Source organism: Psychrobacter sp. CR212, from assembly GCF_059693765.1.
Genome location: NZ_JCATIF010000001.1, coordinates 262065 through 274447, shown reverse-complemented (window position 1 = coordinate 274447; position 12383 = coordinate 262065). Strand labels below are relative to the sequence as shown.

The following is a 12383-nucleotide window of genomic DNA, read 5'->3' as shown; positions in this document are numbered from 1 at the left end:
GTCACTGCCGCTATTTAAATATCTAACGGACTTTGCGCCAAACTCGATAACTGCTGACGTGAATCATCCGTCAGTTGGGTCTTGTCTAATTTTAAATAAGCGACCTGTTCTTTTGCCATGACCACCAGCTCATCCACGCCATCGACTGCTAGCATCTGCCGAGACCAATCTTGGATATTGATGTTTTTAGGAATGGTTACTGTCGTGCTCGACAGATAAGGTGGCTGCGAGATTGGCAGAATAATCAATAACGCGGCTCCCATAATAGCAGCTAGAATGGCCCAAGCGAGTAGGTCAGATTGGGTCAATAGCAAACCGCCCATCGCTCCGCCAACAAAAGCCCCAAAGAACTGGCTCGATGAATTAAGCCCCATCGCCGTGGCTTTATTGGCGACTGGGGCGCGCTTGGATATCCAAGATGGAATAGTGGCCTCAAGTAAGTTAAAACCCATAAAATAGAGCAATAAACCTACAATAATACCGACACCGACTTGGCTACCCAGCGCCAGTAATGCCAAGGCTGCAGTCATTAAGGCGATAGCAGCTAGAAAGACTTGGCGCATTTTACGCTTCTTTTCAGCGATAATAATAAAAGGAATGGCGACGGCAAAGCCGACAAACAATAGCGGCAAGTAGACCAAGCCTTGCTGACGTACCGATAGACCCATCACCTCTGTGAGCTGATGCGGCAAGATCACAAATATCGCTGTCATGGTCAAATGCAGCGCAAAAATTCCAAAGTGCAAACGGTTTAAGTCGCCGATTTTGAGCACGGTAGCGAGTTGCTCACCGATCGATTTGTTATCCAGATTGTGCTTGAGCACGCGCATTGGTGTGGGTACGACAAAAAGTAGCAGCATCGCTAAAATAGCAAATCCTGCCGTCAGCCAAAATAGACCAGAGATACCAAGCGAGCCTACTAATAACGGCCCAAAGGCAAAGGCGAGCATGATGGAGGTAGCAATAGTCAAGCCCATCGTCGCCATTGCTTTGGTACGCATCTCCTCACGCGTCACATCAGCCAATAGCGCCATGAGTACAGCAGAGACCGCGCCACTGCCTGCCAGCGCTCGACCAATGATCACTTCATAGATATCCGTCGCATTTGCTGCAATCATGCCGCCGACTGCAAACAGTATCAGACCAAGCATGATAATCGGTTTACGTGGGAATTTATCAGCGGCAAGGCTCATCGGTATCTGAAAGATCGCTTGTCCTAGTCCATAAATACCAACTGCCAAGCCAATCAAAAACGGCGTCGCGTGTGCATAATTGTCACCATAAACAGAAAACACCGGCACAATCATAAACAAGCCAATCATACGCAAGGCAAAGATGCCACCGACTCCGAGGATTGCCCGTTTCTCTACGCTATTCATACTTGCCTCACTGATTGATCATTGCTGTTTTTTCACTGCTGGTACTTGTACTGCACCATGATTTATCACTACTGGTTTATCAAGACACTGGCCTATAAATCAAGCCCCCTAGTATAAGACATTCGCCGTTTGGTTGCCGAGACTTTTGTCTTACTGACGCCCCCGCCTATAGCGCATCAGCCCAAGCCATTCATATTACGCAATTATTTTGTTACCAACTGCGTCAGATGCGCAATCACACCTTGAATAATGCGGTCGCCATAACAATAAAGTAAGGCGTTGTAAACATTATTATTCATTAGCTCGAACGACAGTTCAAACGACAAACTCCTCTGTAAAATGACATTTTTGGTCAAAACCATAACAAACGATGCCTGTTACTTAACAGGGGTTTGATTTAGATTTGCTTAGTCGAACAGAAATCAATCGCATCAAAGACTGCAAAATAAGCAAACAGTAAATTGGCATGTATAGCCCTTACTTCACGAACATATGAACACTTTATAAAAGCACTATTTATAACCATATTTTTTATAACAGAGCTATTTATAACGACATTATAAATTTAGAAATCATTCGCGTTTTTAACCAATAATTTTACTGATCTGTATTTACCTTTTCATTTGAGATATTTCCCAATACTCTTTTAGCAAATAGGAAACCCATAAACGATGGCACATGACCATATCGCAATACGCGGCGCACGTACTCATAATTTAAAAAACATTGATTTAGACATTCCACGAGATAAATTCGTGGTGATTACTGGTTTATCCGGTTCTGGTAAATCGTCCTTGGCTTTTGATACGCTATATGCCGAAGGACAACGCCGATACGTCGAGAGTCTGTCCGCTTATGCGCGCCAGTTCTTATCGCAGATGGAAAAGCCTGAAGTCGATAGCATCGAAGGCTTGTCACCGGCAATTGCTATTGAGCAAAAATCGACCAACCATAATCCACGCTCAACGGTCGGTACGATCACTGAGATTTATGATTACCTGCGTCTATTATACGCGCGTATCGGCACGCCTTATTGCCCAGAGCATGGCGAGCCAATGGTCGCGCAGTCGGTCACTGAGATGGTCGATCAAGTTATGGCATTGCCAGAAGACACCAAACTCATGATCTTGGCGCCGGTGATTCGTGAGCGTAAAGGCGAGCATACCGTGTTACTTGAGCAGCTGATTGGACAAGGCTTTGTCCGTGTGCGCGTCGATGGCGACGTGTACGATACCGACGAACTACCAACACTGGATAAGAAGAAAAAGCATACCATCGAAGTGGTGGTTGATCGCTTTAAGGTTCGTGATGATTTGGGTAACCGTGTCGCTGAGAGCTTGGAGACCGCGCTACGTTTGGGACAAGGTCTAGTGACGCTGCACTTTATGGATGGCAATCCTACTGAGGGCGGCTCTGATAATCAAGTGATGTCTGCCAAGCACAGCTGTCCGATTTGTGATCGCGCTGTACCTGAGCTTGAGCCGCGCATGTTTAGTTTTAACAACCCCTACGGTGCTTGCCCAACTTGTGATGGACTCGGTAAGCGTCAGTATTTCGCTGCTGAAAAACTTATTACTCACCATGAAAAATCGCTTAATCAAGGCGCAATCAATGGTTGGGACAAACGTCATGCCTATTATTTTGGTTTGCTAACCACCGTTTGTAACCATTTTAATATCGATATGGATACGGCGTGGACGGAGCTGCCCAAAAAGCAGCAAGAGCTGATCATGCACGGCTCTGGTAAAGAAAAACTCACCTTTAACTTTACCGATGAGCGCGGTCGTAAGACGAATAAGACCGTACCATTTGAAGGGGTGCTGCCTTACCTAGAGCGTCGTTATGCTAAAACGCAAAGTAACTTGGTGCGTGATGAGCTAGCCAAATATCTGGCTGACACTACGTGTAACGTCTGTGATGGCGCGCGTCTCAATGAAATATCTCGCAACGTCCGTGTTGATGACCAAACCATCGCTGACATCGTTAAGCTCTCTATTGGCGACTCTGCCGATTATTATAAAACGCTAAAGATTGGCGGTCACAAAGGCGAAGTCGCGGAAAAAATCTTTAAAGAGATTAATGAACGCTTAAACTTCCTCGTGAGCGTTGGTCTAGATTATTTGACTCTTGCGCGCTCTGCCGAAACTCTATCAGGCGGTGAAGCACAGCGTATTAGACTTGCGAGCCAAATCGGTGCAGGTCTCATGGGCGTCATGTATGTGCTTGATGAACCATCAATCGGTCTACATCAGCGTGATAATGATCGTCTGCTAAAGACGCTGACGCGCTTACGCGACTTGGGCAATACCGTACTGGTCGTCGAGCATGATGAAGATGCCATTCGCCAAGCGGATCACGTGATCGACATCGGTATCGGTGCGGGCGTACATGGTGGTCATGTGATCGCTCAGGGTACGGTCGATGACATCATGGCAAACAAAGAATCGCTCACTGGGCAATATATGTCTGGCAAAAAGCGCATCGAGATTCCAACCGTGCGTCATAAAGCCAAAACCATGGACGTCGAAGTCAAAGGTAAGGCCAAAGCAAAAAAAGTACCGATGACGATTGAGCTAAAAGGCGCATCAGGCAATAACTTGCATGATGTCGACCTGTCCATTCCTGTTGGGATCATGACGTGTGTGACGGGCGTATCTGGCTCAGGTAAATCGACTCTGATCAACCGTACGCTTATGCCATTGGCAGCAACGCAATTAAACAATGCGTCGACGCTCATCGCCGACAAACATGAGAGTATCAGTGGTCTTGAGCATTTGGATAAAATGGTCGATATCGATCAAAGCCCCATCGGTCGTACACCGCGCTCAAACCCAGCGACGTATACTGGCGTATTTACCCCTGTGCGCGAGATGTTTGCGCAAACGCAAGAAGCACGCGCTCGTGGCTATAAGCCGGGGCGCTTTAGCTTTAATGTCAAAGGCGGACGCTGTGAGATGTGCCAAGGTGATGGCCTGATCAAAGTCGAGATGCATTTCTTACCTGATATGTACGTGCCATGCGATACCTGTGAAGGCAAACGCTATAACCGCGAGACCTTAGAGATTCACTATAAAGGCAAAAGCATCGCCGAAGTGTTAGAGATGACTGTTGAAGATGCCGTTGAGTTCTTCTCAGCGATTCCAGCGATCTATCGCCGCTTGCAAGCGCTGATGGATGTTGGTCTTGGCTATATTCGCCTCGGTCAGTCAGCGCCAACGCTCTCTGGCGGTGAAGCGCAGCGTGTCAAACTGGCGCGTGAACTGGCCAAGCGTGATACGGGACAGACGCTCTATATCTTGGATGAACCAACCACGGGTCTGCACTTCCATGATATCTATAAGCTGCTCCATATCCTGCATACCCTACGCGATAAGGGCAATACTATCGTGGTTATCGAGCACAACCTCGATGTCATCAAAACAGCCGATTGGGTAATTGATCTTGGCCCTGAAGGCGGTAAAGGCGGCGGTATGATCATCGCGGAGGGTACGCCAGAAGAGGTCGCAGAGGTCGAAGGCTCATATACGGGTGAGTTTTTGAAGCCGATGCTTACGCAGGTGGTTTCTGAGGCGGGTTAGTTTAGTTAATTGTTTGGTTTTAATTTAAAGGCTGCTCTTTTGGGAGTGGCCTTTTTGTTGGTTGAAAGTTTACACTTAATCTATGCATTCTGACACATTATTAATAGTGAAAGTAATATGATCAACTCTAGTTTTTATATTTAAAAACTCAAATATTGCCTTAGCTTTTTCGGTAAAGGCTTTGTCTTCCGACGGAAAGCAATCGCAGTAGCAAGCATACGCTAAATGCTGTCCATCACTATTTGCACTAATAAGCCTTTTATATTTTTTTTGAAACCCTTTGTCCCTCTTATAACCCAGTATATTCAACATCATGTATACATTCATAACTTTCTCAAATTTATAAAGCCTTCTGCCATAAATTTTATCTGAAACTAAATAAAAGTCAGTAATATGCGCAGTATCACTGCTATTAGTATATTTCCCGTATATCTTTTCTAGAATCTTAGGGGATTTGATATTGTTTAAGATTTTGCCATCGACCTTTGTTATCTTCTCTAACCCCCTAATGCCATTGTGTCCATTATTGCTTTTTAAATCTATGCCAGTGTTACTCATGTTTTCCAACATAGAATTTTGAATAGTATCAAGCTGACTACTTTGTTCTTGAAAACTTATTTTAATAACTTTCTCTAAAAATCGATAGTTATCATCAGAAATCTCACCCTTTACAGATTTAAATGCCTCTAAGGCTTGTTCATGTATGTTATTGAAATGTTCACTAGTTTCATTAGCATAATCAATAATACTATTACTAGCTTCATTTGAGAAAAGACTAAATATAAACTGCATATTATTTGCTATTATTTTACTTGCTATCTTATCAATAGAATCTTTATAGAGAAATTTTTTATACACAGTAAATGGACTTACATATGGATTAATTATAACAGCACCAGTCATTCTAAAATTTTTATCAACCTCAAATGTCATTCTTCTAGCTTCAAGACTTTCTAGTACTTGTAAAAACTTGTCTGGTTCACCTGAACGTTCAATTTCATTAAGCGTTTCGTTAGAATATATGACCTGACAATTATATCCTGCAAATTGCCCCTCCTCTATCAACACAGGATATTCAACGATTTTATCTAATATATTTTGGTCTAGATAAAGCGTTGGTTTTCCGTGGTATATTTTACTGAAATTTAGCTCTCTAAAGTCACACGTTCTATGGTCTGCTATATCTTCAAAATACGGCATAATGACTCCTCCCAAATAAGCCCATAGGTTGGGTTGACGAAGAAAACCCAACGATTCATATTATACAAAATTATCCTGTTGGGCCTCGTTCCTCGACACCAACCTACCTTGCATTGTTCATAGTTAACATTAAATCCGTCGCAGGCTGAGTGAAGCTTGCGACACCCAACCTACAAGTTAGTTACTTTTCGGAGTTAATGTATAAAACACCTCAACCTAAACAAACTCCCTCTCAACATTCATCACTCTTGCATCCACCGTGCGTTCTATTTTTTCTTCGATCTGACTACATTGCGACTCGACCTCACGTTTGGACAGACCAACGATTACAAACGCCCACTCGCTGGCGTCATGGCGATCGCGCGCGCCGCTCTCACAGACGGCGACGCTTGGCGTACTACCAAAGCGCGCGTGCAAACCGCCCATTCGTTGGCGCTTTTCTTTTAATGAGCTACAGCCAGGTAAAGAAAAGGTCAAAGTTAGAATGACGATATGCATTTTATTCTCCTTGTGACAGTGGTTTACGCCTTATAATAGTAGCAAATAAGCAAGGCAAGTTATGCTATCTTTACCTCTATCCATATCGATATCGCAGCCAATATGCATATTCCTCCAATGACTTCTATCAGCTACGTACAGCAACAGCGCATTACTCGATTATGCGTGCGCTGCGGATTACTGCTTATGCAGTATGGCGCTGAGTCTGCCGTGGTGGTGGACTTATCGAAGCGTTTGGGGTTTGCATTGGGAATGAGTAGCGTCGAGTGTTCGCTAAATTTTAATGCGATCACTTTGACGACTATCTGTAATGAGCGTTGTATCACCACCACCCGAGATACGATCAATCAGAGCATCAATGTCAATTTATTGGTACAAATCCAGCAAATCGTCAATAAAACCGAAGCCACTGTCGATCGCAATGAGTTGATTGACCGCACAACGCTTGCCTTTGATGAGTTGGATAAAACGGTATATCCGACATGGCTAGTCAGTATATTTGTTGGTGCGTCATGTGCGGCGTTTGCTTATCTAAATGGTGGCAGCTGGTCGATTACGGCGGTGACATTTATCGCGGGTATGGTGGCGATGTTCACTCGTATCTATTTATCCAAGCATCACTTTAACCCTTTTATCACCGTCATCGTGACGGCCTTTATCGCCTCTTTGATTGGGGCGACGACTTATTATTTTGATATTGGCAATAATGCCGATATCGCCGTGGCTTCTAGCGTGCTGTTGCTAGTTCCAAGCTTTCCGCTGATTAACTCGTTGTCCGATATCTTAAAAGGCTATGTCAATATTGGCGTCGGGCGCGCGGTATTTACTTACATGCTCACTTTGTCCGCCTGTGTGGGCATCGTGATGGCGCTGGTGTTACTACGCATACAGCACTGGGGGTTTTAGATGTGGTTTATTGAGACCATTGTGCTGTCTTGCATCATTACCCTTGGCTGGACACTGATGTTTAGCGTACCCACACGCTATATTTTGCCGTGTCTGCTGATGACGGCGTTTGGCTTTGGGCTAAAGACGGCGCTTGTCTATCAGCATATACATCTGGTGATAGCGAGCTTTTTTGGGGCAATGCTCGCCAGCTTTTTGGGCGTGTATTTTTCTAAAAAATATACCCTACCGCCCAAAGCTTTAATTTCACCCAGTGTCATTTGTATGATGCCGGGTATCGCCGCTTATAAGGCGATGGTCAGTATGGTGCAGATTGGTTACTTTGGCTTTTCAGACGAGTTATTTAGCCAAATGATGGTGTATTTGTTTGAAGCGCTGTTTGTGACCTCAGGATTGGTACTGGGCTTGTCCATTCCTGGGCTGTTATTTTATAGACGTCGCGCCATTGTTTAGGTATCGTTTATAGTATGTTGGGTCCTTGCCCATTTTCTTTATAGCGGCTGTTTATGTTGTACCATACCCACAGTGGTCGGTTGCACGCTGCCGCGACAATACTTAAGACAGCACTTATCAATCATACATACAAGGATAAAACATGAGCAAACATTATGATTATATCGCCATTGGTGGCGGTAGCGGCGGTATTGCCTCAATCAACCGTGCAGCAAGCTACGGCAAAAAGTGCGCGATTATCGAAGCGGAGGAATTAGGCGGCACTTGCGTCAATTGGGGCTGCGTACCCAAAAAGGTGATGTGGTACGGCGCGCAAGTCGCCGAGGCGATTGAGAAGTACGCGCCAGACTACGGATTCGAGGTTGAGTTAAAGAATTTCGATTTTCAAAAACTCATTCAAAGCCGTCAGCAGTACATCGAGAATATCCATCGCGCTTATGACAATAACTTAGCCAAAAACGGCGTGGAAGTGATTAAAGGCTTTGCTAAATTCGTCGATACCAATACGGTTGAGGTCAATGGCGAGCAAATCACTGCTGACCATATTTTGATTGCGACGGGCGGTCATCCTATCTTCCCTGATATTCCAGGCGCAGAGCACGGTATCGATTCTGATGGTTTTTTTAAATTGACTCATTTGCCCAAACGCGTCGCTATCGCAGGCGCAGGTTATATCGCTGTCGAAATTGCAGGCGTGCTGAACAGCTTAGGCGCTGAGGTACATCTCTATGTCCGCCAGCATTCGCCGCTGCGCTCTTTTGATCACACTATCGTCGAGGCGCTGCTGATAGAGATGGAGCAAGACGGTATTCATTTGCATACCAACACCACCCTTACCGAAGTCAATAAAAACGAAGATGGCAGCTTAGAGCTATTTACCAAAGATGGTACGCTAGATACGGTTGATTGTCTGATTTGGGCGATTGGCCGCGCGCCGTCTACTGACAACATCAACCTACAAGTAACGGGCGTAGAAACCACTGAGTTTGGCAAAATCAAAGTCGATAAATTCCAAAATACCAATGTCGATGGTATTTACGCGGTCGGTGATATTATCGAAAACAGCATTGATCTGACACCAGTTGCCATCGCCGCTGGTAGGCGTCTGTCTGAGCGCTTGTTTAACAACAAGACCAATGAGCATTTGGTTTATGATTTGATACCGACGGTTATATTTACTCATCCCGCTATCGGTACTATTGGTTTATCTGAGATTGACGCGGTCAAGCTACATGGCAAAGACAACATCAAGTGCTACACCTCGACCTTTACCTCGATGTATAGCGCGGTGACTCAGCATCGCCAAAAGTGCGTAATGAAGCTGGTGTGCTTAGGTGAGGAAGAAAAAATCATTGGCCTACATGGCATCGGTTACGGTGTCGATGAGATGCTGCAAGGGTTTGCCGTAGCAGTGAAGATGGGCGCGACCAAAGCAGACTTTGATAATACCGTTGCTATTCATCCAACCGGTGCAGAAGAGTTTGTGACGATGCGTTAGACAGACTGAATGAGAGGAAAGGCTATTTTTAACAAATGGCCTTTTTTATTGTCTATTTTTGCTTTAGTGTAAAACCACATACAGACAGCACAATCCTGATACTGCTATGATGCGTTTAATAATGACCGTTGCGAGATGACTGTGTGGCCGGTGTATTTGTTTATATTACCGATTGGTCTTGGGATCATGACGTTGGCAGCGAGTTTATTGTTTTCGTTTGCTTATCTGATGTCTGATGATAATGCCACGCGCGTGCCCGCCTTTAATTGGTTTAAGCGCTTAATCATTGTGGCATTTATCTTACTCAGTATTGGTCTATTTATGACCTTTGGGCATTTTTGGGGGCCATCAAGATAGGGGCTATGCACTGACCCTTTTCTCTAACTCTAATAACTCTAAATCTTCACGTTTTGGCTCGCCATTATTACCATCGTTGGGAAACGGTATTTTATTACCATTTAACTGATAGCCACGGCGCTGATAGTAAGCCAAAAGCTCAGGCCGATGGCTCAAGATTGACATGGTTAAGCGTGCAGGCTGTTTATCAGTGCCATTTTCAGTTGATAAAAGATGTCGTGTGGCAAAAGTCTCGGCAGCCTGTAGTACCATATTGCCAACGCCCTGCCCTTGCAGTTCAGGATGTACCGCAAACATACCGATATAGGCTTTTTTGTTTGAGTTGGCATCAGTTTTTATATCGACAGCGATACAACCAAGTATCTCACCTGTCTCTTTTGCATCACGCTCACCTGTCGTGGTTTTTGGATAGACAAACAGATAGTGTGCGGGATTATTAATCGTACTCGCCAGCTCCTCTGCCGTGATACGGATACCGCCGACTAAGTCAGCCTCATTGGTCCAGCCCGCTGTCTCTCGATAGCAGCAGTTCAATAACCGCTCAAGTGCGCCAATATCACTCGCGTCAGCCTGACGTAAAAATACGGCATCTTTGCTCAAATTACTTTTATTCATATTATAGTGTTCCTTTTTTATTTATAAAAAAACTGGCCTAGTTTCCTAAGCCAGCTTAAATACTAATACTTATCTGTCTATAGTACTAGCGCGATAATGCATGCGCCTGATCAACCATATCAAACCCTGCGTTAAGCTGTGCGCGCGTTGGTGCATGACCTCGGCGTAATAGTTCAGAGAAAGCAACCAGCTCTTTATCACGTCCAAGCGTACTTGCCGCACTCGCACGTGTATCCGCGCCTTCGTCATCAAAATAATATTCGATATAGTCGAGCGTATCTGGTGTTCCAAATAGGATATTGTGATCAGGCGTTGGCGCATGACCGCTATAGCGTAGGCTTTTGCCATATTGCATGGTCCAAAAGAAGGGAATGCGCGCCTCTAGCGAATCGACATTGTCATCGTTTAGTATTGCGGCTGCCGTGACCATGCCATGCTGCAACGCCACGCGCCAATGTTCGATACGCATACGACCCATTTGGTTGGTAGGTTTAGCAATATCACCGAGCGCATAGATACCATCGCGCAGCTGTAGATGAGCGTCAACTTGCACACCATCTGGATCATTGACCTCATGCAATATCTCTGTGCGCGGGGACACACCTGTACCCAAGACCACAATATCAGCATCAATATGCTCGCCATTCGCCAACGTCACACCGCCTACATTTGAGAAAGCCTGATTATTGCTATCTCCATCCTTGTCCACTTGACGCTCAATCTTAGTGATTTCATTGACGGTTGCATCGAACACAAAGTTAATGCCCTTCTCTTCATGTAGCTTAATTAATGTGTTACTCACCGTGTCTGAGACGATATTGCTCATTACACGGCTGCCTTGTCCAATCACGGTAATAGAAGCAGTCGTGCCTGCTTGTGCCAATGCCGAAGCGGTCTCCATACCGATAAAACCTGTACCAATAATTACCACGCGCTGGTCATGACTAGCCGCTTTGATCAATTTGGCATCTGCCATGCTACGCAAGGTATAGACGCCGTCTATATCTGCTCCTTTGATGGGCGGAATGGTCGGCGACGCCCCTGTTGCCACCACTAAGAAGTCCGCTGTCTGCCGCGTGCTGTCGCCGTTTTCATTTTCTATGACGATGGTCGCCTCATTGGGCAATACTTCGCTGACCGTTTGATTCAGGTGCAGATCAATATCGTTGCTACTCGCCCAATCTGATCCGCCCAATAATAGCTTATCTTCATCCATGTTCCCTGCCAAAAATGCTTTCGATAATAGCGGACGATTATAGGGCGCGGTATCGTCTTTGCTAATCATGGTGATTTTGCCGCCATAGCCACCTTGGCGCAACTGGTTGGCGGTCATAAACCCAGCACCGCCGCCACCTACGATAATGGTGTGAGTGTCCGTCAATTTGTCGTTTTCTATCGGCTTGTTTATCGTGGCTGAGGTATCAACCGTCACATTGTCACCGTCATTGATAAGCTCATACTGCGTCAGACCCTCTGTCGCTATCGGTTCTAGAAGCGACCCATCGCGGCTATCAAAACTTGCATGATGCCAAGGACAAACCACTCGATGACCGCAGCGTAATCCATCACCCAAATCTGCACCAGCATGCGGGCATTTACCATCGAACGCATGGAACTCATCGTCATCACGAGTGATTAAAATGATACTATCGTCGTCTTGCTTGTACGATTTCATACCGCCATTTGGAATATCCGATTTTGTTATCGTGACTGTGTTGATCATCGCCTTGGTCATAATGCTTCCTTAACAGTTATAATGAGTTCCTGATGACAGCGTGTTGAAAATAGCCCTAACCATTCAGAGCGATTCAACCTACCTTATTATTTTTAGCGTTCTATAGATTGATAGTAGCAAGACCATTTGACACACGATGTTTTTTTGTATGCTTGCTGCGTTGC

10 protein-coding genes are annotated in these 12383 nt (G+C 45.2%); 5 read left to right on the top strand and 5 right to left on the bottom strand.

Going from position 1 to position 12383, the window contains the following annotated elements; all coding sequences use genetic code 11:
* Positions 1–14: 14 nt before the first annotated feature.
* Positions 15–1379: an MFS transporter gene (locus AC58CZ_RS01175; protein ID WP_494223591.1), complete on the bottom strand. Its 1365-nt coding sequence runs from the start codon at positions 1377–1379 to the stop codon at positions 15–17.
* A 671-nt stretch (positions 1380–2050) separates the two neighbouring features.
* Here AC58CZ_RS01175 and uvrA point away from each other — a divergent pair.
* Positions 2051–4957, top strand: a complete 2907-nt coding sequence (gene uvrA, locus AC58CZ_RS01170) for an excinuclease ABC subunit UvrA (RefSeq protein WP_494223592.1) — start codon at positions 2051–2053, stop codon at positions 4955–4957.
* 75 nt (positions 4958–5032) lie between these two features.
* On the opposite strand, the gene AC58CZ_RS01165 is transcribed toward uvrA, so the two are convergent.
* Positions 5033–6157: a hypothetical protein gene (locus AC58CZ_RS01165; RefSeq protein ID WP_494223593.1), complete on the bottom strand. Its 1125-nt coding sequence runs from the start codon at positions 6155–6157 to the stop codon at positions 5033–5035.
* Between the two features lie 216 nt (positions 6158–6373).
* On the bottom strand, positions 6374–6655 hold the full coding sequence (locus AC58CZ_RS01160; RefSeq protein WP_494223594.1) for a DUF503 family protein: 282 nt from the start codon (positions 6653–6655) through the stop codon (positions 6374–6376).
* Between the two features lie 117 nt (positions 6656–6772).
* Between AC58CZ_RS01160 and AC58CZ_RS01155 the strand changes: the two genes are divergently transcribed.
* The 4 genes from AC58CZ_RS01155 (at position 6773) to AC58CZ_RS01140 (ending at position 9869) form a co-directional block, all read left to right on the top strand.
* The gene (locus AC58CZ_RS01155) at positions 6773–7561 is read left to right on the top strand and encodes a threonine/serine exporter family protein (protein WP_494223748.1); all 789 of its coding nucleotides are present in this window, start codon (positions 6773–6775) and stop codon (positions 7559–7561) included.
* Positions 7562–8014 (top strand): threonine/serine exporter family protein, encoded by a 453-nt coding sequence (locus AC58CZ_RS01150; RefSeq protein WP_494223595.1) that lies wholly within the window; start codon positions 7562–7564, stop codon positions 8012–8014.
* Between the two features lie 142 nt (positions 8015–8156).
* Positions 8157–9512 (top strand): glutathione-disulfide reductase, encoded by a 1356-nt coding sequence (gorA, locus tag AC58CZ_RS01145; RefSeq protein ID WP_494223596.1) that lies wholly within the window; start codon positions 8157–8159, stop codon positions 9510–9512.
* Positions 9513–9647: 135 nt separating this feature from the next.
* A complete protein-coding gene (locus AC58CZ_RS01140) occupies positions 9648–9869 on the top strand; it encodes a hypothetical protein (RefSeq protein ID WP_494223597.1) in 222 nt (73 codons plus the stop codon).
* Between the two features lie 3 nt (positions 9870–9872).
* Here the strand turns inward: AC58CZ_RS01140 and AC58CZ_RS01135 are convergent, their stop codons facing one another.
* A complete protein-coding gene (locus tag AC58CZ_RS01135; protein WP_494223598.1) occupies positions 9873–10484 on the bottom strand; it encodes a GNAT family N-acetyltransferase in 612 nt (203 codons plus the stop codon).
* An 85-nt stretch (positions 10485–10569) separates the two neighbouring features.
* Positions 10570–12219, bottom strand: coding sequence for an FAD-dependent oxidoreductase (locus AC58CZ_RS01130; protein WP_497413129.1), 1650 nt, complete (start codon positions 12217–12219; stop codon positions 10570–10572).
* Positions 12220–12383: the final 164 nt, after the last annotated feature.

Excerpts from the sequence above, each read along its gene's own strand:
- AC58CZ_RS01130 (WP_497413129.1), bottom strand. The coding sequence starts at position 12,219 with ATGACCAAGGCGATGATCAACACAGTCACGATAACAAAATCGGATATT.
- AC58CZ_RS01155 (WP_494223748.1), top strand. The coding sequence starts at position 6,773 with ATGACTTCTATCAGCTACGTACAGCAACAGCGCATTACTCGATTATGC.
- AC58CZ_RS01135 (WP_494223598.1), bottom strand. The coding sequence starts at position 10,484 with ATGAATAAAAGTAATTTGAGCAAAGATGCCGTATTTTTACGTCAGGCT.
- AC58CZ_RS01175 (WP_494223591.1), bottom strand. The coding sequence starts at position 1,379 with ATGAATAGCGTAGAGAAACGGGCAATCCTCGGAGTCGGTGGCATCTTT.
- AC58CZ_RS01160 (WP_494223594.1), bottom strand. The coding sequence starts at position 6,655 with ATGCATATCGTCATTCTAACTTTGACCTTTTCTTTACCTGGCTGTAGC.
- gorA (WP_494223596.1), top strand. The coding sequence starts at position 8,157 with ATGAGCAAACATTATGATTATATCGCCATTGGTGGCGGTAGCGGCGGT.
- AC58CZ_RS01140 (WP_494223597.1), top strand. The coding sequence starts at position 9,648 with ATGACTGTGTGGCCGGTGTATTTGTTTATATTACCGATTGGTCTTGGG.
- AC58CZ_RS01165 (WP_494223593.1), bottom strand. The coding sequence starts at position 6,157 with ATGCCGTATTTTGAAGATATAGCAGACCATAGAACGTGTGACTTTAGA.
- AC58CZ_RS01150 (WP_494223595.1), top strand. The coding sequence starts at position 7,562 with ATGTGGTTTATTGAGACCATTGTGCTGTCTTGCATCATTACCCTTGGC.
- uvrA (WP_494223592.1), top strand. The coding sequence starts at position 2,051 with ATGGCACATGACCATATCGCAATACGCGGCGCACGTACTCATAATTTA.